Below are 25478 nucleotides of genomic sequence, written 5' to 3'. Positions count from 1 at the left end.
CAGACATTATTTCATTTTACCGGGATTAAAGCGGACAATAAAAATCTTTTCTTTAATCCATTTTATGGTCAGCAGTTCCATTTCCGCAACTTCAATATACTGTTTTACCATATCTGGAAGGGAATTCATAAATGGCTTCAGCTGATAAAAATCGCTTGCGGAAAGCAGCAAAACTGCATTCTTAAATTTCTTATTCTTGAGATATTGGTAGACCGGATACTTATCCGCATCGGGATGTTCTTTCTTGAACATCTCTGCCGCAATCTGCGGAGTCGCCAGAATCTGCATCAGATCACCATGACGCGCCCCGGAACCGAGCGAGTACATGCAGTTTCCATCCTTATCAAGCTTTTTAAGATAGTAGGCCACATCTGGAAAGGTCTTAATAAAAAACGGACGGTGAATAACCAGAGTATCGCTATCGGAAAATGCTGCGATTTTATCGGTAACCGCCTGTGCCAGAATAGGCATGGGCCGATTTTCAGTCAAAGAAGCATAAGACGGCAATGCTTTGTAATAAAAAGGCATTACCACCGTAATCGCCAGTGATCCGACCACAATATGCAAAGCCGGTCGATGGGATTGCTTAATGCTCACAATAAGCATGACCAAAAAGAAACCGCCCAGAGCGACAAAAAACGGAAGCATCAACTCCATATACGGGCCCACAGGAACCCGATCTGCAAGGTTCACTGAAACACTCATGGATTTGAATGAGCGGTAACCAAGCATGGCAGCCATAGACAGAATCCATACAAAACCCATCTCAAAAAGAGTGCGATAGGTTTTATCCCGCTTGGCATTAACCAGCCAGTCACACACCAGAATGGACAGCAGCGGCAATATCGGCAGCATGTAACGGTTGGACTTGAGCTTGAAAAGCAGGGTGAAAATTATCAGGTAAACCAGAAAAACGCAGGCCATGAAGACATACTTTTCATTAAACTTCTCCCTGATGCTGCGCCAGATTCCGTAAACGGTTCCAAACACATATCCGCCCCACGGGAAGAAGATTACGGTCAAGGTATCGAAGTAAGGATCAAGGTGACTTAGTTTATCCGTAACCTTGGAACTTGTGGAAGCCGTATTATGGAAAAACTGCCCTAGCAGCCCCTGAGTATAGTCGAACCCGGAACTAAGCCATGCCCCATAAAGCCATAGAAAGAACGGCGCACACCCGGCAACAAACCAGAGCAGCAGAATGTTACGGTCATCCCATTTGGCAGCGACAAGCCCCTTGATATTCATGGCGGACACAAAAGATGCAGGTTCGCCGGACTCATTCTTTTTATTCACATTATGACGAATCCCTACAGCCAGTGCATATCCGGCCATCGGCAGGAAAGCGAAAGGACCTTTAGCAAGCACGCCCAAAGCGGTCAGTACTGCTCCGCCAACAGCCACCTTGGTACTTTTGTCCCCAAGGTAACGTTGTAAATAAAAATACGTGGCCCAAGTAACGCAGCAGGCGAAAACCACGTCGACTTTCATCATCACAGCCATGAATTTAAAAAGTACGGAGCTTTGCAGGATCATCCCGGCAAGCAGCCCTGTTGCCGGACCGAAAAGCCTGCGTCCGGTTAAAGCTGTTCCCAATACCATAAGAACAGAACAAATCACCGTAGGCAGACGAAAGAAGGTCAGAGCATTTCCGCTGAAACCGTCAAGTGAAGCCAGCCACGCAAAAGGATACATGACCCAGTAGGCCAAGGGAGGCTTCTCCATTCGCGGCATGCCGTCGAACATAGGGGCTAAAAGGTTGCCGCTGTGGATCATTTCATACACAGCACGGGCATATTTAGGTTCGTCAATATCGTAAAAATAATTCAGCCATGTTCCGTAAAAGGAAACCGCAGCAGAAAAAATAAGCAGCATGCCAAGCAGCAACGCCCAGTTTTTCCTGCAAAATCCATTAAGAACTGACTCAGATTTATTATCCATTTGCTGATCCCGATTCCAATCTATATTTTCAAAAAGTTCATATTCACGACGTGGGCTACCTGTACCAGAGTTCTCCCTCCAAGTCGAAACATGCAGGGCTGGATTAAATGGCCATGATAGGTTACTTATTAAGCCATATCTTACTTATATTTACCAAGAGGCTGAGATGCGTTTTCCAATTTCCGTAAAACTTCTTTTTTTAGCTTTTCTTATTTCCCTGCTGCCCGCAGCAGCTTTAGCCTCATCCACGCACATATCCATTGGAGATTTTCTTACTCCTTCAGGACAACCATCGCCTGAATTCAAAGCCATCATCAAGCAGCGCTTAACTGCTGCCGGCCTAAGTTGCGCAAACTGCACATCAGAACCTCCCGAATCAAGATACACGCTCTCCGGACTGATGGTCAGAGATGACAAAGGCACATCTTATTCCGCATTACTTACCGATAACTTTCACCTTGAACCGGAAGTTTTCATTAAAGGAAAGCAGATCGGCGGAAGCAGTTCGGAGCCAGCAGCCAACAAACTGGCAGATTCGACAGTACAGTTAATCTCAAACCAATCTGTTGCCTCAATCGAAGTCAGTGGAGATTCACGACTTACTCCCAACGCAGTGATGGCTTTAGCCCAGATCCTGCCCGGCGAGAATGCTACCCCGCAAAAAATTATCGCTGCCCGGATCATCCTTGAGAACTGCGGTTTATTTGAAAAAGTCCGCATCTATCTGACTCCCGGACCGGAAGGCCGCAAGGTGAAAATTTCTGTTCAGGAAAGGGATTCCATCATTCCTGCCAGCATACCCGGTCCCGGTAAAGCTGTGCTGGACAACATCCTCGGGCCCGCCGATTTACCCCTTCCGGAATTTCCGGTTATTTCAGAAAAAAAATTTCCCGCACTATGCAACGCAACCTGCGGTGGATATCTGGCTTACCGGGCTGAAAGCATCCTGACCCGATTACGTCACAGCGAATATCGATTCAATATGGACGATGTTGAAGAATTGGTCGCTGTGGCTTCAGCAATCAGGAACAACATATCTACGTATGATGCCTCTTGCCTCGATATGTGCATCATCCTGATGAAACTCTGCTCCATGCTGGATTTACACACAATCCGCACTATCTCCGAAAATCTGCAAAAAAATGTTGATCAAAGCGAGAACGGACCACACTCATTGGAAAAAAATCTGGAGCGCATTGAATTTCTGACCCAGGCATATGAAGCAACTCAGGAAGCCCAATTTATACTTTCTTCCCGTATTTTCCATGACCGCATTCACTCCCCGGTAGTGCCTTGGGTTCTATATTCACTTGGGGAACAGGCCTTGAAAGCCGAAGACATCACCCGCGCAGCCCCCCTGCTGAGCGGGGCCATAGCAATTTCATCACTCCCTGTTGCACCTGAGATGCTGCTGACAACAGCAAAAGCGCAATACAGCAATCTTGATATTGAAGCCGGGGGAGCTGCCTCCACTCAACTCAAACCACTGCTGGCCAACCCGGACCTCAACGATGACCTACGTCATCAGATCAACAGCCTGCCCCAAAGGGCAAGTCTTTGCGAGACAGTACTTTCCATAAATGATCAAGACAATTTTGACCTGCAACTGGAAAAAGGAAATGCGCTAATCCTGCTGGACAGACCCGACCTTGCTGAACCGCTTTTCCACAGGCTTAACGGTATTAACCCTGATGACGCACGACCTTTTACCGGGCTTGCCCGTCTTGCCTTCCAGCGAACAGACAGCCTTCTCTCGGTTAGACCATACCTTGAACGTGCAGAGCACATGAAAAACAAAGACCGTTATTTTTATGAGCTTGCTCTGGCCTATAAGATGGAACGCATAACAGCCGAAGCACTGCCTACCATCCGAATTGACGGACGCAGTTCTGAAGAAGCCTCAGCCACAAGATTCATTCTGCCCAAGACTCTTGAGTATGCTGCCGGATATGAACGATTCAACATGCCGCAGGCAAAACTGATCAAGGCTGGAGTCAACGTGCTTGGTGAATGGCTGGCTTACCCCGCCATGAGCGATGCGGAAGCCTTTGAAAATATGTTCATGCAGACAATGCAACTTAACGGGGAGATGGAGGGACAACCTGAAATCATCGCAGCAAGTCTTTACTTCTCTACTGATGCAACTGATAGAGCTGAAGCCAGAGAGCTCATTTCCCGTCCCATGTCGGTTAAAGCAGGATTGAAGCCAAGATTTTTGCAACTAAATCTTTTAATCCGTGAAATGGCTCTTACCCCCTCAGTGTCTGTAGTCAAGGCTCTGGAACAAGCTGCAAGATCCAGCTTTTCCGACACCCCAAGCAGAGAAGAAGCAGTGGCTCTGAAAGCGGACGCCCTAGCTATTGCCGGCCTATATACCAACTCTACATCTACAATGGAACGTGCAGCATCCCTGTATACACTTGCTATTGATTTGAATGAAGGGGATCAAGGAAGGCTGCTCAACAATCTGGCCCGAATAAATCTGGCCTTGGGCCTGCGCGAAGAGGCGGACGATCTTTATGACGAAGCTCTGGACAACAGCCCTGAAGTAAATGAAGTTGTTGAGCTGGGAAAAATAATAACTTCTCTGGCCGGTAAAGAAAGGGAAGCTGCGCTGCAAGAATTTGCCGCTGCTAAAAATCCATCACGCCTCAAGGATGCCGCCCGTAAATTAAACGGCACCTCAAACAGCACGACCGGCCCGGAAGAAACTTCTTTTGTGGAAATGGAAGGAATATATCTTAATGAAAAGAGAGAAATTACTACCGGATATGATAACTATTCCGGTTTATCCATAGATTTCAAATACAACAGCAATGCATGGCTTTTACCGACATTGCACCCCTAACTACTAAATATTAATCAAGAGACTCAAGCGTGAGGTCCAACTCTTCAGCCATAAGACGTAAAGGCTCAACACCGCCGGTAATGCGCATGATTTCCACAAGGGTTTCTGCGCCCAGCTTGGCCTTTTTATCATCCGGATTAACTTCACGGGCCAGAGTTTTAGGGGTCTTTCCCAGCCTTTCAGCCAATTCCTCTAAAGGCACCGGACCATTCATAACCAAATCTTGAATTGCTTTTTCAACTTTTTCCGACATTATTTTCAGCCTTATCCTTATCAGTTAGCTTTCCTTAATGAGCTCTAATAAACTAAAACTCAACTCCGTTCAACTTGGCATATTGATTCGCCCCATCATATGCCCATTCTGCTGACAAAAAGCAATTGTAACTGTATTGTAACAATCATATTCGACCAACAGAACCAGAGACATAACACCTTTCCCTAATATTCCAATAATATATGCAAGCAATGCACTTTTGTAACAAAACTTGACCTAACCATGTTATCATGCTTGTTACTCCCCTGTGACAATCAGCGAAGTTAGATTTCTGTTTTGGACAATCCTCAGGGAGAAATATTTTGCCTAAGACATCACTACATATGAAGATTCTGCTTTGGGGCTGGGCGGTACTGCTTTGCGCCCTGTTGCTGACCTTCTGGTTCTATTATGGAACGGTGTCAGAAGAGCTCACAGCTTCCAGCAGGCAGAACACCTCCAGACTCCTGAATTATGTCCGCTGGAAAATAAGTCACAGTCCTGTCAGCCCCGGAAGCCCTGCATTCCAGAAAGAAATAACCGAGCTGGGTTCCCAACTCGATGTCCGCATTACATATATCAAGAAAGGCAAAGTCCTTGCCGACTCCAGTGTTGAAGCAAGCAGGCTTCCTGAACTGGACGACCATTCCAACCGCCCTGAAGTTATCGCCGCGGAAACCAGCGGAACCGGAAAGAACATCCGCTACAGCAAAACCCTGCAAACACGCATGCTCTACGTTGCCAAATCAATAGGCGACAACGGTGAATTCATCAGACTGGCACTGCCCTACTCCATAATCGGAGAACGGCTGGACCGGGTTATGATCCACTTTTCAATACTCCTTGGCATGCTGGCGGTCGGCTCCGCGATTTTACTGATATTTATCGGCAAACGCACCACATCAGCAGTAAAAGAAGTCTCCGCCACGGCGCAGGCCATCGGAGAAGGAGACTACAGCAAGCGCATCAGAGTCATCCCCGGCGGAGAATATCAGTTGATGGCAAAATCCATCAACACTATGGCCAAGAAGATTCAAGGCCACATCCGCATAATTGAGGATCAGCGCAACCAGCTTGATGCCATGTTCGAAAATATGACCGAAGGCATCATGGTCCTCGACCCGCAAGGTAAAATTGAATCAGTCAACAAATCGATGACTGAACTTGTCCCTGACACACAGGAATTTGTAGGCCGGGTTCCCCTTGAAGTGCTGACCCGCCACGAAATTCAGGATGCCGTGGATAAAATTCTCAAGCATGGCAGCGAAAACAATTCCGACTCCCTGATTGTTGATCTTGCGGACGGCAGGTCCATGAATGTAACCATTTGTTCCTATGAAGATTACAAAAGTCGCCGCAAACTGATCCTTGTTTTCCATGACATCAGCGAAATGAGACGGATGGAAAAAATTCTCCGCGACTTTGTTTCCAATGCATCACACCAATTGCGCACCCCGCTGACCAGCATCAAGGGTTACTCCGAAACCCTTATCGACAACCCGCCGCAGGATCAGAAAATTCTGACCAGCTTCCTTGGAACCATCCTTGATAACGCCAACCACATGTCCAAGGTCATCACCAGCATGTTCGCCCTGACCCGCAGTGAATATTCCGGCAAAAAGCTGCGCACCAAACCTACTAATCTGCAAAAATGTATTGCATTGAGCATGGCCAACCTGCAATCTCTGGCGGAAAATAAAAATATCCGTCTCAGCAAAAATGAAATTCCGCAAATCAAAATCACCGGAACAAGCGAAGGCTTGGTTCAGATTTTCGACAACCTTATCGAGAACGCCATCAAATATGCTCCTGAAAACACCAACGTTAAAGTTCAGGCTGAAGCAGACCGTGAATTTGCCATAATCAGGGTTGTTGATGAAGGGCCGGGAATTGCGCCCGCTGATAAGGAACGTATTTTCGAAAGATTTTTCAAATTGGATGAAAACGCTGTGGGACACGGCAGTTCCGGATTGGGACTGGCATTGTGCCGCAGTCTTGCACGTAACTTCAACGGCGACATCTGGGTGGAAAGCCCGGTTGACGCAATAACAGGTACCGGATCTTCATTCTGTGTGAAACTTCCGGTAGCAGCTGAACAAGCTTCTGAGTCCACGAAGGACTCACAACAAGGGGATTATCTCTAATGGATATTTACGATCTGTTTTTTTACATGTCCCTGTTTGCAGGGTTCATGATGGCCTTTAACCTAGGAGCCAACGACGTAGCCAACTCCATGGCTTCGGCTGTAGGTGCGAAAGCCATCACCATCCGGCAGGCAGTACTGATCGCAGGGACCCTTAACTTTGCGGGAGCGGTTTTCCTCGGCTCCCATGTGACCGCAACGGTCAGTAAAGGGATTATTAACCCGGCGGCAATAGCCGATCCGAAAATCATAATGATCGGTATGTTTTCGGCTCTGCTCGCAGCAGGACTCTGGGTACTCATATCAACATTCACGGCCTTGCCGGTATCCTCAACACACTCAATTGTTGGTGCCATCCTCGGCTTCGGCCTTGTTGCCGGCGGTCCTGATGTGGTTAACTGGCTGAAAATGGTCGGAATTGTAATGTCCTGGATCATTTCACCATTCTTTGCCGCAACAATTGCCTTTGCCATCTTTACACATATCAGGAAGACAATTCTCTTCAAAAAGGACTTCATCCATCAGGCAAAAAAATGGGCTCCTATCTGGATGGGCTTGACAGTTCTGCTGATTTCCCTTTCATTTCTATATAAGACCCCAATGGGTAAAAACCTGAAGCTTCCCTTTATGGGATCACTTGCTCTCGGCTTCGGTATTGCCGCTTTGGTCTGGTTTGCCGGAAGACTGGCTATCAATAAGCTGGTCGGCGATCCTGAAGATGGCGCTGAAGCAGTAGAAGCAACCTTCCGTAAGCTGCAGGTGGGAACATCCTGTTACGTTGCCCTCTCTCAGGGTGCAAACGATGTTGCCAACGCCATCGGACCGGTAGCAGCAATTTACCTTATATCCAAGGAACACGTGCTGCTGGCTAAAGCCGATGTTCCTATGGGCCTGCTGGTTATGGGCGGACTGGGTATCGCCATCGGTATCTCCCTCATGGGCCACAAAGTTATGGGGACCGTGGGTGAGAAAATCACCGTACTGACCAACACCCGCGGATTCGCTGTTGACTTCGGTGCAGCTTCAACCGTACTGACAGCATCCAACCTAGGGTTGCCGGTATCATCCACCCACGCAGCCGTTGGTGCAGTTGTAGGTGTAGGTCTTGCAAGAGGTTTCTCAGCCGTAAACTTTAAAATACTAGGAAGAATCGTGCTCTATTGGGTGCTCACCGTACCCATTGCCGCGATCACAAGTATAACAATTTTCAGCCTGCTCAAATGGGCTTTCATTTAGATAACACAAGGAGAACATTATGCACTTTCGTCTTCCTTTCTTAGGCCTTATCGTTAACAAGAACCCTATGGACGGGCTGGTCAAGCACTACAACAAAATTGCTGAGTGCATTCACATTATCAACGATTCCGTTGAATGCTATGTTGCAGGCAACGACACCTGCCGCGAATTCAGCGAACTGATCGAACAGATCGATACTGTTGAAGGTCAGGCAGATAAAATCAAGCGCTCCATCCGCAACCACCTGCCGCACTCCATGTTCATGTCCGTGGATAAGGTTCTGTTCTTCAACTACACCCGCAACCAGGACAACATTCTGGACAGCGCTCAGGAAGCCCTGCACTGGCTGGCTATGCGCAAGGTAACAATTCCCTCTGAGTACCAGAAGGACCTGATCCTGCTGCTTTCCGAGGTGAATGACACTACCACCAGCCTCGGCCCTGCACTGAAGGCCACCATCTCTCTCAATGAAGGCAAATCCATTGACCGTGAAGGTGCCAAGAATAAGTTCCGCAAAGTCCGCAAGCACTACGCCCGCTCCATGGAACTACGCAAGGAACTGAGCAAAAAGATCTACAATTCCGATATGGACTTCAAAGATATCTACCAGCTGACCCACTTCGTAGACTGCCTTAACGAAATGGCGCATCAGGCTGAAATCTGCGCTGACATGCTGCGTGCTATGATTGCCAGATAAGAAGCTGCTTTAATAGATTAAATGAACAAAGCCCCTCTTGCGAACCATGTTTGCATGAGGGGCTTTGCTGATTTTATCAGTTCTGAAATGGGATTGAAGGGGTAGATTACCCCAACTCAGTACGCTTGATCTTACCGCTGGATGTCTTGGGCAGTTCATCCCTGAATTCGATAGAACGCACGATGACGATGGGGCCCAGCTCACGGCGGACCTGTTCTTTCAACTCACGGTGCAGGTCGTCTGACTCTACAAAACCATGATTCAAGGTCACATACGCCTTGGCAACCTGCCCCTTAATCTTATCCACAACACCAACCACAGCAGCTTCCGCAACCTGCGGATGCTTAGTCAGCGCACATTCCACCTCGGCGGTTCCAATGCGGTGTCCTGAAATATTAAGCACGTCATCAGCGCGGCCCTGAATCCAGAAGTAGCCGTCTTCATCCTTGCGGGCAACGTCCCCGGCATAGAACATGCCCGGAATGCGCTTCCAATAATGAGCCATGACCTCTTCACGATCACCGATCACATCACTGAACATGGCAGGCCAAGGTTTCTTGATCACCAGCAAACCACCCTTGCCATCAGGTACAGGATTACCTTCAGCATCAACAACATCAGCGTCAATTCCCGGCAGAGGTCTGGTCACGGAACCGGGCTTCAGAACAGACACCGGCAACGGGCTGATCATAATCATTCCGGTCTCGGTCTGCCACCATGTATCCAGCACCGGACACTGGCCCTTACCGATATTCTCGTACATCCAGAGCCATGCTTCAGTATTGAACGGCTCACCAACCGCACCGAGAATGCGCAGTGAAGAAAGGTCGTGCTGCTCAGGATAGCGGTGACCGAACCGCATAAGGGTCCTGATCTGAGTAGGAGAAGTATAAAAAATTGTGACCCCGTATTTGGAAACAATATTCCAGAGTCGGTCTGCCTGCGGATAGAGGGAGTGCCCCTCATACATAACGGTAGTGGTCCCGGCCAGCAGGGGGCCGTAAACAAGGTAGCTGTGCCCGGTGATCCAGCCCGGATCAGCAGAACACCAGAAAATATCTGTAGGCTTAAGATCAAAGACCCATTTGAAGGTACGGTGCACACCGACCATATATCCGCCGTGGGAATGGACTAAACCTTTGGGTTTTCCTGTGGTGCCCGAAGTATGCATGATGAACAGGGGATCATCGGCAGCCATAATCTCGGCAGGAGCGTGCGGACGTTCATGACGCACAAGATCCTCGTACCAGCAGTCACGGGCGGAATCCATGTTCACGTCCACGTTGGCCCGATGGACCACGACCACAGATTCCAGATTCTGTGCAGGATCGTCCAGCAGTGCACGGTCAACCTCTTCCTTAAGACGGATGACCTGCCCGTTACGGTAAAAACCGTCCACAGTAACAACCACACGGGGATCAACTTCACGGACACGCTCACGCAGCAGTCGTGCTGAAAATCCAGAAAAAACCATTGAATGCACGGCACCGATACGGGCGCAGGCAAGCATGGCGATCACTGTTTCAGGAAGCTGAGGCATGTAAAGGACCACCCGGTCACCTTTACCTACGCCAAGCGCTTTCAGGCCGTTGGCAAAACGGTTCACAGCCCGATAAAGTTCATAATAAGTGTATTGGCGGGAATCCCCCGGCTCACCTTCCCAGATCAAGGCCAGACGATTCTTGTTTACAGTCTCTATATGACGGTCAAGGGCGTTGTAGACAATGTTACAACGCGCTCCGCTGAACCAACGATAATTGGGTGCATCGGAAATATCGCAGACTTGTTCCCATTTTTTAAACCAGTCCAGTTCTTCGGCTGCTTCTTCCCAATAGGAGCAGAGATCCACTTCCGCAAGTTCACGCGCCGCGCGCAGATCCTGCGGATTGACCCCGGCCTCAATAAGCATCTGAGGCAGGGGACGGAAAACTCTCTCTTCATGCAACAGGCTGTCCAGTGTTTCCTTATGATCCACTACGCCCTCCATTCGTTAATCCAGCCAAAGACACCTCGAAATTAAAAACTTGCTTTACCCCAAGAACGGTTTGTCCAATTGTATTTGTACATACCCGGTGAGGACAATGCAGTCCATATTCGGCAAACGGCATAAGTGTATCGGTAAGCGGCATGATCACATCCCCAGAATCTGCTTGAGTTTGCTGATCCGCCTGCGACTGATAGGCAGCTCGATCCTTGTACGACCGGCTGTGCGGAGCATAAAGTTACTACCCGGCAGAGAGGCTATTTCTGTAACCATTTCCAGATTTACCAGATACTTGCGATGCACCCTGAAAAAACGGTGCGGACCGAGGCGCTCCTCAAGATTTTTCAATCTGTGGGAGGTGAGAAATTTCTGATTGGCGGTGTGCACATAAGAGTAATCTTCGTAAGCTTCCACAAAGATTATCTGGGTATAAGGGATGAGCATCATACGCCCATCCTGGTTTACCGGAAGTTTTTCTATTTCCGGCTGGCGGGTCTGGGAAAAATCCCAGGCATTTTTAAGTGCGGAAAGAAATTTGTCCTGCTCATCCTCACCAAGTGAAAGCTGCAAGGTCTCTTCCCCTGTCTCCACGCCGGTACCGGATTCTTTCCAGTCCGAAGGTTCAGGGATTTCCCTAAAATGACTCTTGAAACGGGCAATGCGCTCCAAGGTCTTCTGCATACGCTCTTCGTCAGGAGGCCAGATAAGATAATCGACAGCTCCAAGCTCAAAAGCCTCATAAGCCTTGGTCTCATCCCCGGCAATAAAGATCAGTCCGGGTTTATGCTTACTGGCTCCCAATGCCTGAGCTAATTCAGCACCATTTATACCCTCTTCATAATCAAAACCAAGAAAGATTATCCCATACCCCACTGCTTTATGAAGCTCCAATGCCTCATCAGCGTTAACGGTTTCACCCAATACACGCACAAGCTTCACTCCGCGAAGGGCTTCACGGATACCTGAGCGGACCTCAGCGTCCGGGTGAAGAATGAGAGTTTTGAGGCTGGGCAAGAAATCTCCCGTGATTACAATTAATCCAATTATTCAAGGGATAGCTTGAATTCAGACAGACTGCAAGCTCCTATTCTTTTCGAGAAACCCAACTTTATCATACTTTTGAAGTGTGATATCTAATTAATTAACAATTTTAAAAAGGGTTGACACAAACGAGAACTATTACTAGTTTATGTGCAAGAGGTGCACATGAAAATAGGACAAAGACGATCAAAACAGAGAGAACTCATACTTGAGGAGCTCAAAGGACTTACCTGTCATCCCACCGCTGATGAACTGTATGAACGAGTACGCAAAAGACTCCCTAACATCAGCCTGGGAACCGTATACCGCAACTTGGAACTTATGGCGGACAACGGTGTCATCCTCAAGATTGAGACAAGTGGAAAAAACAGATTTGATGGAAATGCCGAACCGCATCCGCATATTAGATGCCTTCAGTGCGGCAAGGTAGATGACGTCATGAACGAAGTTACCGCCCCTGAAATCGATGACATCGAGGCCAGAGGGTATGATGTAAAAGGCTGCTCGATAGAATATTTCGGTTTATGTCCGGAATGTCAGACCAAAATACAATAATCTTTTTTAAATAACATCTTCATTTAATACCCATACTTAAGGATGGAGATGTTATTTTTTTGTCTAAAAACCTGACAGCGGCGCTATTTACTGTTAATTATTGCTATAGCTATTTCGACTATACAATCTGCTGCTCAAGGCAGCGAGATAAGGAGAAGCTCATGTCCCAACTTAAAGGTTCAAGAACAGAAAAGAATATCCTGACCGCGTTTGCAGGAGAATCTCAGGCCCGTAACCGTTACACCTACTTTGCATCCAAGGCTAAAAAGGAAGGTTATGTGCAGATTTCCAAAGTCTTCGAAGAGACTGCCAATCAGGAAAAAGAACACGCAAAACGACTGTTCAAACTTCTTGAAGGCGGCGAAGTGGAAGTAACTGCAGCATTCCCCGCAGGAGTAATCGGCTCTACCATTGAAAACCTCAAAGAAGCAGCCGGCGGCGAAAGACACGAATGGGAAGAAATGTATCCCGAATTCGCCAAGATTGCGGAAGAAGAAGGCTTCAACACAATTGCAGCAATTTTCCGTGCAATCGCAGTAGCTGAAGAATTTCACGAAAAAAGATATCTTGCTCTGGCCAAAAACATTGAAGACGACAAGGTATTCAAAAAAGACAACGCTATCATCTGGCAGTGTCAGAACTGTGGATACACCCACGAAGGTGACTGCGCACCACACAAATGCCCTGCATGTGACCATCCTCAGGCACATTTTCAGGTAGTCTGTGAGAACTGGTAGTCGATAACCCTAACCCTGTGGAGTATTAAAAATGGCTGAATTGTACGAAGTTTATAAATGCGAAGCTTGCGGTAACATCACTATGGTTCTTCATGCCGGCCCCGGTAACCTTGCCTGCTGTGGATCAGATATGGTTCTTTTGACCGAAAACACCGTTGATGCTGCTAAAGAAAAGCACGTCCCGGTTATTGAAAAGATCGAAGGCGGCTACAAAGTTAAAGTCGGTGAAGTTGCCCATCCTATGGAAGAAAAACACTGGATCGAGTGGATCGAACTGGTTTCCGGCAACAACCGTTACTTCAAGCAGCTTAAGCCCGGCGAAGCTCCTGAAGCTGATTTCTGCGGCTGCAAGTTCGGCGATGAACCGGTTATTGCACGTGCATACTGTAACCTGCACGGTCTTTGGAAAGCATAAGACAGGATAGTACTATGGCTGAACCTAAAGATATGTATCAATGTCAGGTTAGCAATTGCGGCTATATATACAATCCGGACAAGGGAGATCGCAAAGGTAAAATTGCCAAAGGAACTGCCTTCGCAGATCTGCCTGAAGACTGGAAATGCCCGGTATGCGGCGCAAGTAAAAAATCCTTCAAGCCCCTGGGCTAAATAAAATTATCACGGAGATTCGAAATGAAATACGTATGTACAATTTGTGGCTGGGTTTACGATCCTGCTGAAGGTGATCCGGATGGGGGTATCGCTCCCGGTACCAAATTCGAAGATATCCCTGAAGATTGGGAATGTCCCGTATGCGGCGCAGGCAAGGATGATTTCGAGCCTGAAGATTAAGACACTGCATACTGCATCCAACTGAATACGGATGCTTATATAAGAAAGAACAGAAAGCCGGGATATTCCCGGCTTTCTGCGCATAAATAAAACCATAAAATTATAGTAGGAATATTCAAGTGAGACCTGTTGAAATTAAAGAAGGCGTACATTGGATTGGAGTTGTGGACTGGAACTGCCGCAACTTTCACGGATATGCCCGCTCCGCTAATGGAACCACCTACAACGCTTTCTACATCGAAGATGAAAAGAAAGTTCTGGTGGATACTGTTTCCAAAGGGTCCGAGGGCGAGTTCCTCTGCTCCCTCTCCCACCTGACCAAACCTGAAGAAATTGATTACATCGTGGTCAACCATCTTGAGCCCGACCACGCAGGCTGCCTCGAAAAAATGGTCGAGATCTGCAAGCCCGAAAAAATCTTTGTTTCCGTCATGGGCGGAAAAAACATTGCTACATTTTTTGACAGCAAAGACTGGCCCGTACATGTAGTAAAGCCCGGTGAAGAAGTTTCCATCGGTAAACGCACCCTGCGTTTCTATGAAACCCGCATGCTGCACTGGCCTGACAACATGTTCACCTTTGTTCCCGAAGACAAGCTGCTCTTTACCAGTGACGCTTTCGGCCAGAACATCGCAGCCAGCGAACGCTGGGTAGATGAAATGAGCAAAGAAATGGTCGCAGACCACATGCAGCAGTACTACGCAAACATCATCACCCCCTACTCCTCAAAGGTGATCAAAACCCTCGAAACTTTCGCGGGCCTTAACCTTGATGTGGATATGATCTGCCCCGACCACGGCCTAATGTTCCGTGGTGAAGACTGCGCATTTGCTCTTGAAAAATACATGGAATTCGCAAAACAGGAACCCAAGCAGAAAGCAACCCTGTTCTACGACACCATGTGGAGCTCCACTGAGCGCATGATCAATGCTGTAGCTTCCGGCCTCGTTTCCGAAGGCATCTCCGTTAAGGTTATGTCTGTTAAGGCCAACCACCACAGCGACATCATGAGCGAAGTTTTCGACTCCGCCGCTATTGTCATCGGTTCTCCGACTCACAACAACGGCATCCTTCCCGGCATGGCTGACGCGCTGACCTACGTTAAGGGACTGCGTCCCCAGAACAAGATCGGTGCAGCAGTAGGTTCCTTCGGCTGGTCCGGTGAGTGCGTTAACATCCTTAACGAATGGCTTGAAAAAATGAGCTGCGATATTATCGAGCCTCAGATCAAAGCCAAAAACCGCCCTGACCACGACACTCTCAAAGAGTGCTTCCAGCTCGGCGTTACTATCGCAGCAGCAATTAAAGAAAAGACCGCTAAATAGTATATATTCCGGGCGGAGTTTGCTCCGCCCGGATTTTCATTTTTTAAAAACTAATTCACAAAGCCTTAATTTTTATGTTATTCAAAAATTGAAAATGTAAAAATAGGAAGCTGTTACACCTCTATCGATAATAGTTTTTTTTAGCGTCACTCTTTCAAGGAGGATCGCATATGGCTACCGGACGTAAGATAAAAGCAGAAGTTATGGCCGCACTGGTTAACGATAACTGGGAAAGCAAGTTCGATGAATTAATGGAGAAATACTCCATGCAGAATCTTGTATCACCGCTTTTCGCTTCCCTGTGTGCGACCACGGTTATAGTCCGCTGGCATGGGATTACCTGCTTCGGCAAGGTTATATCCCGCATGGTGGAGGAAGACACTCCCAAAGCACGCATTGTCATGCGCAGAATTATGTGGATGCTCAATGAAGAATCCGGAGGATGTGCCTGGGGAGTCCCTGAAGCCATGGGGGAAATCGCTGCCGTAAACGACCAGATGGCCGCTGAATACGGTAAAATCCTCTTAAGCTACAGCCACGAAGACGAAGAAGGCCCGGAGAACTACCTTGAATTTCCTACCCTGCTCCGCGGGGCGGTATGGGGAGTTGCCCGCATGGCACAGACTCGTCAAAAAATCGCGGCTCAAGCTACTGACGACCTTATCCGTTTTCTTTCCTACCCCGACCCGGTTATTCAGGGGACTGCATGCTGGGCCCTGGGAGCTCTGAAATCAACGGAATCCGTTAAAAAGCTTGAAGCTTTGGTGGATAATGATACTGTTATAGATATTTATAAGGACTCTTCATTGCAGTCTGTAACAGTGGGTAGGCTGGCTCAGGAAGCTCTGGATAAAATTTCCGGAATTTAATTAACAACTTTGAACAAGGAGAGGGATGATGGATGTTCTTATGCTGTCAAGGCTGCAATTTGCCATGGCAACAATGTTCCACTTCATTTTCGTACCGCTCACACTGGGGCTTTCCATCATGGTTGCCATTATGGAAACCATGTACGTGCGTACCAAAAAAGATATTTACCTGCGCATGACTAAATTCTGGGGAAAGCTGTTCGTCATTAACTTTGTTCTCGGAATCGTTACCGGAATCACTCTTGAATTCCAGTTCGGTACCAACTGGTCCCGCTATTCCGAATACGTTGGTGACATCTTCGGCTCTCTGCTGGCTATTGAAGCCACAGTAGCCTTTTTCATGGAATCAACTTTTCTTGCTGCATGGATTTTCGGTTGGAAAAAACTTTCCCCCAAAATGCACGCTGCCTGTATCTGGATTGTAGCTATCGCATCCAATATTTCTGCAGTCTGGATCATCCTTGCTAACGGCTGGATGCAAAACCCGGTTGGCTACGTAATGCGTAACGGCCGTGCGGAACTGGAAAGCTTCACAGAAGTAATCACCAACCCCTTTGCATGGGGACAGTTCTTCCACAACGGTTTTGCAGCATTTATGGTTGCCAGCTTCTTCGTCATGGGTATCAGTGCTTATCACCTGCTTCGCAAGAATGAAGTTGAATTCTTCAGCAAGTCTTTCAAAATGGGCTTGATTGTTGCTTTCATCTTTTCCATTCTCGTTGCAGCGCAAGGACACCACCATGCCCAGACTGTTGCCAAGATGCAGCCTGAAAAACTGGCCGCAATGGAAGCTCTTTGGGATACAGCAGAAGACGGTGCACCTATGTATCTGCTGGCAATGCCCGACGAAAAAAATGAAAAGAACGCCATTGAATTTCTCGGCATTCCCGGCGCACTCAGTTTCCTTGCTTTCAACGACTTTAACGCTCCAGTCAAAGGTCTGAAGGAATGGCCTAAAGAAGACCGTCCTCCGGTAACAATCACATTCCTTGCCTTCCGCATCATGGTCGGACTGGGAACCCTCTTTCCGCTGCTGTGTATCTGGGGCTGGAAAAACAGAAAAAAACTTACTGAAAACAAACTCTATCTGCGCATCATGCTTTTCGCTATCCCCCTGCCTTACATCGCAACTTGGGCTGGCTGGGCTGTTGCAGAAGTCGGGCGTCAGCCTTGGATTGTATACGGTATTATGAAAACCAGCGACGCGGTTTCACCCATTGCCACAAGTCAGGTTGCGTTCTCATTTATCGCTCTGACCACTCTCTACACCCTGCTGGGAGCGTGTGAAATATACCTGCTGGCAAAATTCGCCCGCAAAGGCCCTGAACCTACGAAGGCTTAAGAAAGCTGTAAAACAAGGAGATAATTATGTTGGAATCCATATGGTTCTTGTTATGGGGCTTACTCTGGGCCATCTATTTCATGCTCGATGGGTATGATCTGGGTCTGGGGTCCGTGATGCCCTTTCTGGCCAAGGACGAAAAAGACAGAAAAAAAATCTATAAATCCATCGGCCCCTTCTGGGACGGTAACGAAGTATGGCTCATCACCGCCGGTGGTGTAACATTTGCCGCATTTCCCAAGGCATACGCAGTAATGTTCAGTGGTCTTTACACCGCGCTCATGCTGCTGCTCATCGCCCTGATCATTCGCGGTGTTGCTTATGAATTCAGAGGATTGGTTGATAGCGACTGGGCCCGTAAGCTCTGGGATAAAGCAATGGTTTTAGGCAGCTTCCTGCCTGGCCTGCTGCTCGGCGTTGCCTTTGCCAACATCTTCATGGGTATCCCCATTGACGAGAACGGCGTATTTCAGGGCAACCTGTTTACCCTGCTCAACCCCTACGGTCTCGGTGGCGGGATTCTTTTTGTTCTTCTTTTTGCCCAGCACGGCTGCCTCTGGCTTGCAGCGCGCACAGACGGCGAACTTAACGAACGCGCCGGTAACCTCGCTGCCACTATCTGGCCGGTTCTGGCGGCGGTTTATATTGCCTTTCTGGCCCTTACCGGGGTATACACCAAGCTGCTCAGTAACTTCATTGCTTACCCGGCCCTGTTACTGATCCTTTTGGTTCCGATCTTAGCAATCGTCAAGGTTCGCACTCTCATTGCAGCACGCAAATGGTGGAAAGCATGGATCAGCTCTGCTGTGCTCATCGTTTCCACCACCATGTTCGGCGTGATCGGACTGTTCCCGGCCCTGCTGCCCTCTAGCATCAACCCGGCATACTCCATCACCATCCACAATGCTGCATCGAGCCAGCTGACCCTGAAGATCATGTTGACGGTTGCACTGATCATGGTCCCCATCGTCATCGGTTACCAGTTCTGGATGCATAAAGTATTTGCAACCAAGATCACCGATGAAGATCTGGGCTACTAACAAACTGATTCCAATTACGGAGAAGATCAACAATGTCTAACAAGGTTCTTGAAAAAGCTCTTAACGAACAGCTCAATGCTGAAATGTACTCTGCATACCTCTACCTCTCCATGTCCGCTTACTTCAGCGACATCGGACTGGACGGCTTTGCCAACTGGATGCGTGTACAGGCTAAAGAAGAGCAGTTCCACGCCATGAAGTTCTATGATTACATCAACGAACGCGGCGGCCGAGTACTCCTCACTGCAATCGAAGCACCAAAGACCGAGTGGGAATCCCCGCTGGCCTGCATTGAGGCAGTTCTTGAGCACGAGAAGCATGTTACTTCCCTTGTCAACGATCTCGTGAACCTCGCAATTGATGAAAGAGACCACGCTACCAACATCTTCCTGCAGTGGTTCGTAACCGAGCAGGTTGAAGAAGAAGACAACGTAAACGCAGTACTGAACAAGCTCCGCCTCCTCAATGGAGAAGGCAACGGCATGTTCATCCTCGATAAGGAACTTTCCACCCGCGTATTCAACGCACCCGCCGAATAGTTCTAACTGCACTTAAATTAGTAACGGCCCAATCCTCAATGTGATTTGAGAGTTGGGCCGTTTTTTATGTCTTTAATTATTCTCATTTATTTTGTTTGAAAAATAAGACAATATACACAGGCTTATAAACATACAATCCTCATGCAGAATGCCCAAACACAAGTCCATATATACAAAGCTCATACTTCTCGCTCTGCTGCTGGTTATAAGCTCGTGCGTCCAAACAACAGATGGGAACCACCTCAAAGCAACACAAGGGTATCTGGACCTCAGCCATTGGAATTTTAATGAGCTAGGGCCTGCAACTCTCGACGGAGAGTGGGAATTCTATACAGACACAAGCTACTCCAAACTAACAACACAGAAGCTTGCGCAAAGAGACTTTTTCCCACTCCCTGCAATCTGGAAAGGCTCAACACAGCAGGGCTTTCCTGTCCAGAAACAGGGCACAGCTGTTTACCGTCTAAAAGTAAAGCTCCCTCCCAGCCCCGTTGCATATCAACTCTATATCTCTGGAATGCTCTCTGTATGCAATGTGATCGTAAACGGAAAAGACGTAGCTTCCTCTGGAACGTTTGGCTCGGACAGAAAGTCTGAAACCCCGGTAAAACACCTCATATCCCCGACACTAACGCCCAATGAAGGATATGCCGATATAGTCATTGAAATTTCAAACTTCCACAATAAGGAAGGAGGAATCAATTCCAGCATACTTCTCGGTAGCCATGAGCAAATTGAAGAACTGATTAATTACCGGCATATTTCCGGAGCCATTATCGGTGGCGCACTGTTGGTCATGGCTGTTTTTCATATCGTGATTTTCATCATGCGCAGATCCAGCCGGGAAAACCTGTACTTTGGTGCCTTTTGCCTTGTCTGGTGCGTTGCCACAGTTTTTAATCCGCCCTCAGCTTTTCTGGCCAGTAAATTTTTTTCCATAGACTGGAGTTGGTACATAAAGATATGTCTAATCCCAACCGGACTGGCGATTCCTCTGCTCCTGATATTTTACAACTCAGTTTTTCCCCAAAGGTATGGGGTACAGGTCAGCTGGATATTCTCCATAATCGGCGGGGTATACTGCATTTATACTATTGCAACTCCTCCCGGGGCATACTCCAGCATCGCCTTTGCCTATTTCCTGATTACTAGAATTGCATACGTTTATCTCTTTGCTTCATTCATAAATGACCTGCGCAAAAAGCGGAAAGGAGCCGTTTACCTTGCACCCGGATATCTGGTGCTGGCCTGTGCTGAATTTGATGAAATTCTTTTTGACCTGAATATATTTGGATCAGCTGATTTCACACCATACGGTACCTTCATATTCATCCTTTCATACTCCCTACTTATGTCTTCCCGTTTTGCCGAGACATTATCCAGCTACGAAAGAGTGAGCGGAGAACTTGAAAGTCGTAAAAAGAAAGAACACGACCACAAGATAATCCACCTGCGCCTATCCAAGATGCTCGACTCAGTGGATGAAGCGATTCTTGCCGTTAATAACGATCTTGTTATTGATTTCTGCAACAGCGGTTTTGAAAAGTTGAGCGGCTTTAATTGCAAAGAGATACAGGGACTGAATCTTAACGAAATAATCGAATCAAAAGTTCATCAAACCGCGTTCATTGAACTGATAAATAAGCAAACTGCAACGGACAACAAAACGACGCTCGAAGAAATAAGCCTGCCTGTTGCTGCAGGGAAAACAATCAATGTTCTGATCTCCATCAGAACAATAGATATAGAAAGCGAACCGATCTACGTCATGAATATACGACCTGTCCAAGCACAACCTGATAAGCGAGAGCTGGCTGTAATCATTATGAACTCTTCTTTGGAGTACTGGGAAAAAGCTACAGGACGCAGCAAGGCAGATCTGGCTTCTGAATCCGGCATATGGAACATATACATTGAAAAGGACGGCTATGCCCGTACCCAGACCTTAGACCGATATCTTAATATTGAAACACTGCCCGAACGCCCGCGATGGAAAAACATTTACGCCACAGCAGAATTCGTACTCAACAATTCTGCGCAAAATCCAGAAGCCACTTCCGAGCTTGAGACTAACCTCAATCAACTAAAAAAAATGTCGTGATCGAAATAACCGATCACGACACATTTTCATCTTGGTTTAATTCGCCAACAACTAGCGACTTACCCTGCGCGCACAAATCCCCAGCAAGCCAACCACAAACAATGCGCAAAGCTCCATAGAAAACCCTGCCTGCGGATTCAGCACACACCCTGTGCCGTCCCCGGAACCACCGGAAGTTCCCGGAACAACGGGGTCATGAATCACACCGGCAGTATCGTCCAGATCATATTCACCGTTATCTTTTACGGAATAGTTGACCGTGTAGGTCCGTGCTCCCACGAGAATTGTCTTCGGATCAATGTACTGTCCGCTATTTCCTTCATCGGTAATCCAGAAATAGCCTTCTTCAGAGGGATTCTTACCGGAACTGTAGGTGAAACTCTTGGACTCTTTGTCCGGGAAGAGCTTGAACAGTGCCACATCCTCTGCTGCACGCTCGCCCAAGCTAGAGCTATTAAAACAAAAATAAGCCACTTTCCCGGCCGTAACTGTGGCGTTGAATTCATAAACATTTGCACCGAGCATAGAGTCCATGCCCGGAGTCTGATGCTCTTCTTTTAGCTGCGCTGTGGTCTTCACCTTTTTGGAGACTGAAGTCACTATCGCGCTGGTGCCTGCGGGCTGTGTTGCTGTGGGGCTTACGGTTTTGTCTGCGCAGCCCTCGGGACTGACTATGTTGGGAGTTTTGAGTAAATAAGCTGCTCCAACATTATCAACGATTGGATGAGGGTTAGGAAAAAAGACCGGGGCGTCCGGATCTGTTAGAGTCCTCTTATCTTTGGAACTGGAGCCGACAATGCTATAGTCACCATGAATAGACACACTGCTGGCCAGCTCTGCATACGGCTCTGTTTGGGAATCACCTATAATTTCGACTATGCCCCAATTACCGATGTCTGACTGACTTTTGGAGAACAGGTACGCGCCATAATTAGAGGCAACAAGGGCAAGATCGCCTGAAATTGAAACATCCTTCCCGAATTGACTGTATTGATAATTAGATGGGGTTCCATCATCTCGCACAGCTCTCAGTTTTTTCACTACCCCCCATTGGTCTGCACCATTTTTGTCTTTGGAATAGATATAGGCAGTACCTACGCTGTCGACACTTTCAATGTCAGTGTCGCGAGCTCCAACTAAAAGCAAATCGCCGGACATAGAAAGGGCAAAACCGAAATAAGCCTGAGATGAAGTATCGGAAGTACCATCATCCTTTTGTGCATGGATATTTTTAACTATCCCCCAATTATTAGCACCATCGGCATTTCTATAATAAACATATACCTTTCCGGCCACGTCTGTAGTATCTACAGTAGCTGCGATTCCGCCAACGGCAATAACATCCTCAGAAACCGCCACAGAACTGCCAAACTGTAATCCACCACCGACTGTATCGAACACGCCATTCTCATCCTGAGGGATGAGTGCCTTATGAAATTTCCACTGCCCAGGGTTATCCGGATCAGGTATATAGATGCGGGCAAGGCCTTCAACACCTTCCATCGCGCTACCCACAACAATTATATTCTCGCACACAGCCACACTAGAGTAAGTAGAACTACCGAGTTGAGCTACCTCACCCCAATTATTAGTCCCTCCTGTATTCCTGTTAAATACAAAGGTACGTCCAATAACAGTACTGGTCACAGCCATATAATTTTGAGACAGGGCCGCTTTGTATACTCCATTAATATTTATTCTCTTTAAATAACCCCACGTTCCATCACCTCCCACATCTTTTGAATAGAGATAGACAGCATTTAATTTTGGAACGGTGATTGCTGCTGTATCCTCATTTATTGCAACGCTATATCCGTACTTAGTGTCAGCCTGCTCAAGCCCAGGACCGGCATCACTGACATACATCTTTTTAATCAGCTCCACCGGAAGAGAGGCAAGGCAAACCGTTGGGTATACAATCACCCCCAAAACAATCAAGGAAGGGAGACATTTCTTCAGCACCCGGTATCTGACTATTCCACGTGCGATAATCCCCAGCAAGCCAACCACAAACAATGCGCAAAGCTCCACAGAAAAGCCTGCTTGCGGATTCAGCACACACCCTGTGCCGTCCCCGGAACCACCAGAAGTGCCCGGTACAACGGGGTCATGAATCACACCGGCAGTATCATCCAGATCGTATTCACCGTTATCTTTTACGGAATAGTTAACCGTGTAGGTCCGTGCGCCCACGAGAATTGTCTTCGGATCAATGTACTGTCCGCTATTTCCTTCATCAGTAATCCAGAAATAGCCTTCTTCAGAGGGATTTTTACCGGAACTGTAGGTGAAGCTCTTGGATTCTTTATTGGGAAATAGCTTGAAAAGTGCTACTTCCTCAGCTTTGCGCTCACCAAGGCTGGAGCTGTTGAAACAGAAATAGGCTACTTTCCCGGCAGTAACTGTGGCGTTGAATTCATAGACATTTGCACCGAGCATAGAGTCCATACCCGGAGTCTGGTGCTCTTCCTTAACTTCCGCCGTAGTTTTCACTCTTTTGGTGACCGAAGTCACGATCGCTGTGGTGCCTGCGGGCTGTGTTGCTGTGGGGCTTACGGTTTTGTCAGCGCAGCCCTCGGGACTGACTATGTTGGGAATTTTAAAATAGTATGCAGCTCCGACGCTCTTTTTAACTCCTTCATCCTTCGACATCGCACCGATAATACAGTAGTCACCATAAACAGCCGCTTGACCGGCTAGCCCGGATTTCGCTTCCGTATCCATGCTGCCAATTGTTTTGACTATTCCCCAAGTGCCGATATCAGACTGACTTTTGGAAAAAAGTAGTACCCCGCCTTCTGCGGATACAAGGGCTAGATCACCAGAGAAAGAAACAAATCTTCCGAAATAAGTATTCTTATTATAGTACGGCTTTCCGCTCTCGCGTACCGGGATAAGCTTCTTGACTATACCCCATTGATTGGCTCCACCCTTATCCTTTGAATAAATATAAGCCGCACCAACATATTGTGCTCCGGCATTCATATTTGGTGCACCTACAAGAAGTAAATCACTGCAAAGAGCAACTGCCCCTCCAAATAATGCATCGAGCTGAATATCAGGAGCACCATCGTCACTTTGCGCAACTAACTTTTTAACAATCCCCCAATTCTCGTCACCTCCGGTATTCCTTTCAAAAAGATAAACGTAACCGGGTCCATTACTACTTCCAACCGCCAGAGTCTCGTCTGAAAGATCCACAGACACTCCAAATCCGGCACTCCCTTCAGGAACACCGCTTTCATTCTGCGCAATCAATTGTTTAACGGGCTTCCAGTCTCCCGGATTAGCCGAATCCGGCTCATAAATATATGCACACCCGTTAGCACTCACGACAATCGTCTGACCACAAATATCGACATCATATCCAAAGGACAAACCATCCACGAGAGGATCAGTACGAAGCACCTGCTGAATTCCCCAATTATCATCTCCTCCTACGTTTCTGCCCAATATATATACTTCCCCGGCATTATTTGTCCCGTCAATATCAGCGAATGGATGGGAGACCACAACAATATCATTACTGATGGCAAGCCCCATTCCGAAGCTCCCGTATTCACTAACAGTCCCAACATCAGCCGCAGTTCTCCGTTTCACCAGCCCCCACTTCCCCGGCCCACCTCTATCTTTTGAGAAGATATACACTGCTCCGGCCCCTGCTTTTAAATCAACAGTTTCGGACATGGCACTAATTACGATAGTATCATCTGTAAGATCGCAATTTGACCCAAAATATGCCCGAGACATGACTGGGCCGGTGAATTTTTTTAGATATTCCACTGAAGGGGAAGCACTAGAAAAGACAGGGCTTAAAATCACCCCCAAAACGATCAGGGAAAGGATCAGCTTTTTCACGACGGGACTCCTGAAAGAGAAATTTTTATTGGTAATACTTATAAGCTCTGCGCGGGCTTAAATTTTCAATTTTACCAAACCCTTCAGGCTTGTAATTTGTCAAAAGATTTGCACGTGAATTCCCGTGAAAAATATCTCAACAACCTTATTTATTTGAACTTAACCCCAAACAAAACA

Annotated in this window: 20 protein-coding genes; 15 read left to right on the top strand and 5 right to left on the bottom strand. The window is 47.5% G+C overall.

Going from position 1 to position 25478, the window contains the following annotated elements; genetic code table 11:
* Nucleotides 1-6: 6 nt before the first annotated feature.
* Nucleotides 7-1941, bottom strand: a complete 1935-nt coding sequence (locus DESAL_RS00525; RefSeq protein WP_012765695.1) for an ArnT family glycosyltransferase — start codon at nt 1939-1941, stop codon at nt 7-9.
* Nucleotides 1942-2107: 166 nt separating this feature from the next.
* Here DESAL_RS00525 and DESAL_RS00520 point away from each other — a divergent pair, with 166 nt between their 5' ends.
* On the top strand, nt 2108-4789 hold the full coding sequence (locus tag DESAL_RS00520; RefSeq protein ID WP_012765694.1) for a tetratricopeptide repeat protein: 2682 nt from the start codon (nt 2108-2110) through the stop codon (nt 4787-4789).
* 10 nt (nt 4790-4799) lie between these two features.
* On the opposite strand, the gene DESAL_RS00515 is transcribed toward DESAL_RS00520, so the two are convergent.
* Nucleotides 4800-5042, bottom strand: a complete 243-nt coding sequence (locus DESAL_RS00515; RefSeq protein ID WP_012765693.1) for a phage regulatory CII family protein — start codon at nt 5040-5042, stop codon at nt 4800-4802.
* A 323-nt stretch (nt 5043-5365) separates the two neighbouring features.
* Here DESAL_RS00515 and DESAL_RS00510 point away from each other — a divergent pair, with 323 nt between their 5' ends.
* From DESAL_RS00510 to DESAL_RS00500, 3 genes are read left to right on the top strand one after another with little or no spacing between them, the layout of a single operon-like run.
* Nucleotides 5366-7186 (top strand): HAMP domain-containing sensor histidine kinase, encoded by a 1821-nt coding sequence (locus DESAL_RS00510; protein WP_012765692.1) that lies wholly within the window; start codon nt 5366-5368, stop codon nt 7184-7186.
* Complete coding sequence (locus DESAL_RS00505) at nt 7186-8421, top strand: inorganic phosphate transporter (RefSeq protein ID WP_012765691.1); 1236 nt, start codon at nt 7186-7188, stop codon at nt 8419-8421. The genes DESAL_RS00510 and DESAL_RS00505 overlap by 1 nt, the downstream gene beginning before the upstream one ends.
* Before the next feature lie 19 nt (nt 8422-8440).
* Nucleotides 8441-9118 carry a DUF47 domain-containing protein gene (locus DESAL_RS00500; protein ID WP_012765690.1) on the top strand — a complete coding sequence of 226 codons (678 nt, stop codon included), beginning with the start codon at nt 8441-8443 and terminating at the stop codon, nt 9116-9118.
* Nucleotides 9119-9224: 106 nt separating this feature from the next.
* On the opposite strand, the gene acs is transcribed toward DESAL_RS00500, so the two are convergent.
* A complete protein-coding gene (acs, locus tag DESAL_RS00495) occupies nt 9225-11093 on the bottom strand; it encodes an acetate--CoA ligase (protein ID WP_012765689.1) in 1869 nt (622 codons plus the stop codon).
* 156 nt (nt 11094-11249) lie between these two features.
* Nucleotides 11250-12116: a LytR/AlgR family response regulator transcription factor gene (locus tag DESAL_RS00490; RefSeq protein WP_012765688.1), complete on the bottom strand. Its 867-nt coding sequence runs from the start codon at nt 12114-12116 to the stop codon at nt 11250-11252.
* 192 nt (nt 12117-12308) lie between these two features.
* On the opposite strand from DESAL_RS00490, the gene DESAL_RS00485 reads away from it, so the two are divergent.
* The 11 genes from DESAL_RS00485 to DESAL_RS00435 all read left to right on the top strand — a co-directional run bounded on the left by DESAL_RS00485 (nt 12309) and on the right by DESAL_RS00435 (nt 21443).
* Nucleotides 12309-12698, top strand: coding sequence for a Fur family transcriptional regulator (locus tag DESAL_RS00485; RefSeq protein WP_012765687.1), 390 nt, complete (start codon nt 12309-12311; stop codon nt 12696-12698).
* 161 nt (nt 12699-12859) lie between these two features.
* Nucleotides 12860-13435, top strand: a complete 576-nt coding sequence (gene rbr, locus DESAL_RS00480) for a rubrerythrin (RefSeq protein WP_012765686.1) — start codon at nt 12860-12862, stop codon at nt 13433-13435.
* Nucleotides 13436-13466: 31 nt separating this feature from the next.
* Nucleotides 13467-13850 carry a desulfoferrodoxin gene (locus DESAL_RS00475; protein WP_012765685.1) on the top strand — a complete coding sequence of 128 codons (384 nt, stop codon included), beginning with the start codon at nt 13467-13469 and terminating at the stop codon, nt 13848-13850.
* A 14-nt stretch (nt 13851-13864) separates the two neighbouring features.
* Nucleotides 13865-14044: a rubredoxin gene (locus DESAL_RS20415; protein WP_012765684.1), complete on the top strand. Its 180-nt coding sequence runs from the start codon at nt 13865-13867 to the stop codon at nt 14042-14044.
* A gap of 24 nt (nt 14045-14068) precedes the next feature.
* Complete coding sequence (gene rd / locus DESAL_RS20410) at nt 14069-14227, top strand: rubredoxin (RefSeq protein WP_012765683.1); 159 nt, start codon at nt 14069-14071, stop codon at nt 14225-14227.
* Nucleotides 14228-14346: 119 nt separating this feature from the next.
* Nucleotides 14347-15552 (top strand): FprA family A-type flavoprotein, encoded by a 1206-nt coding sequence (locus DESAL_RS00460; protein WP_012765682.1) that lies wholly within the window; start codon nt 14347-14349, stop codon nt 15550-15552.
* Between the two features lie 170 nt (nt 15553-15722).
* Nucleotides 15723-16421, top strand: a complete 699-nt coding sequence (locus DESAL_RS00455) for a DVU0298 family protein (protein ID WP_012765681.1) — start codon at nt 15723-15725, stop codon at nt 16419-16421.
* Between the two features lie 28 nt (nt 16422-16449).
* Nucleotides 16450-17763 carry a cytochrome ubiquinol oxidase subunit I gene (locus DESAL_RS00450; RefSeq protein WP_012765680.1) on the top strand — a complete coding sequence of 438 codons (1314 nt, stop codon included), beginning with the start codon at nt 16450-16452 and terminating at the stop codon, nt 17761-17763.
* A 26-nt stretch (nt 17764-17789) separates the two neighbouring features.
* Nucleotides 17790-18803, top strand: a complete 1014-nt coding sequence (gene cydB, locus DESAL_RS00445; RefSeq protein WP_012765679.1) for a cytochrome d ubiquinol oxidase subunit II — start codon at nt 17790-17792, stop codon at nt 18801-18803.
* Nucleotides 18804-18835: 32 nt separating this feature from the next.
* The gene (locus DESAL_RS00440; protein WP_012765678.1) at nt 18836-19342 is read left to right on the top strand and encodes a ferritin; all 507 of its coding nucleotides are present in this window, start codon (nt 18836-18838) and stop codon (nt 19340-19342) included.
* A 148-nt stretch (nt 19343-19490) separates the two neighbouring features.
* Nucleotides 19491-21443, top strand: a complete 1953-nt coding sequence (locus DESAL_RS00435; RefSeq protein ID WP_012765677.1) for a 7TM diverse intracellular signaling domain-containing protein — start codon at nt 19491-19493, stop codon at nt 21441-21443.
* Between the two features lie 51 nt (nt 21444-21494).
* On the opposite strand, the gene DESAL_RS00430 is transcribed toward DESAL_RS00435, so the two are convergent.
* Nucleotides 21495-25301 carry an FG-GAP repeat protein gene (locus DESAL_RS00430; RefSeq protein ID WP_012765676.1) on the bottom strand — a complete coding sequence of 1269 codons (3807 nt, stop codon included), beginning with the start codon at nt 25299-25301 and terminating at the stop codon, nt 21495-21497.
* Nucleotides 25302-25478 lie beyond the last annotated feature (177 nt).

The sequence above is a fragment of the Maridesulfovibrio salexigens DSM 2638 genome (assembly GCF_000023445.1).
In the GTDB taxonomy this organism is placed as follows: Bacteria; Desulfobacterota; Desulfovibrionia; order Desulfovibrionales; family Desulfovibrionaceae; genus Maridesulfovibrio; species Maridesulfovibrio salexigens.
The sequence above is the reverse complement of the archived record's forward strand: the minus strand, read 5'-3'. Positions and strand labels throughout refer to the sequence as shown.

Bases quoted from the DNA above. Each gene is read 5' to 3' on its own strand.
- DESAL_RS00475 (WP_012765685.1), top strand. From the start codon at position 13,467: ATGGCTGAATTGTACGAAGTTTATAAATGCGAAGCTTGCGGTAACATC.
- rbr (WP_012765686.1), top strand. From the start codon at position 12,860: ATGTCCCAACTTAAAGGTTCAAGAACAGAAAAGAATATCCTGACCGCG.
- DESAL_RS00515 (WP_012765693.1), bottom strand. From the start codon at position 5,042: ATGTCGGAAAAAGTTGAAAAAGCAATTCAAGATTTGGTTATGAATGGT.
- DESAL_RS00440 (WP_012765678.1), top strand. From the start codon at position 18,836: ATGTCTAACAAGGTTCTTGAAAAAGCTCTTAACGAACAGCTCAATGCT.
- DESAL_RS00525 (WP_012765695.1), bottom strand. From the start codon at position 1,941: ATGGATAATAAATCTGAGTCAGTTCTTAATGGATTTTGCAGGAAAAAC.
- rd (WP_012765683.1), top strand. From the start codon at position 14,069: ATGAAATACGTATGTACAATTTGTGGCTGGGTTTACGATCCTGCTGAA.
- DESAL_RS00435 (WP_012765677.1), top strand. From the start codon at position 19,491: ATGCCCAAACACAAGTCCATATATACAAAGCTCATACTTCTCGCTCTG.
- cydB (WP_012765679.1), top strand. From the start codon at position 17,790: ATGTTGGAATCCATATGGTTCTTGTTATGGGGCTTACTCTGGGCCATC.
- DESAL_RS00455 (WP_012765681.1), top strand. From the start codon at position 15,723: ATGGCTACCGGACGTAAGATAAAAGCAGAAGTTATGGCCGCACTGGTT.
- DESAL_RS00505 (WP_012765691.1), top strand. From the start codon at position 7,186: ATGGATATTTACGATCTGTTTTTTTACATGTCCCTGTTTGCAGGGTTC.
- DESAL_RS00485 (WP_012765687.1), top strand. From the start codon at position 12,309: ATGAAAATAGGACAAAGACGATCAAAACAGAGAGAACTCATACTTGAG.
- DESAL_RS00450 (WP_012765680.1), top strand. From the start codon at position 16,450: ATGGATGTTCTTATGCTGTCAAGGCTGCAATTTGCCATGGCAACAATG.
- DESAL_RS20415 (WP_012765684.1), top strand. From the start codon at position 13,865: ATGGCTGAACCTAAAGATATGTATCAATGTCAGGTTAGCAATTGCGGC.
- DESAL_RS00500 (WP_012765690.1), top strand. From the start codon at position 8,441: ATGCACTTTCGTCTTCCTTTCTTAGGCCTTATCGTTAACAAGAACCCT.
- DESAL_RS00520 (WP_012765694.1), top strand. From the start codon at position 2,108: ATGCGTTTTCCAATTTCCGTAAAACTTCTTTTTTTAGCTTTTCTTATT.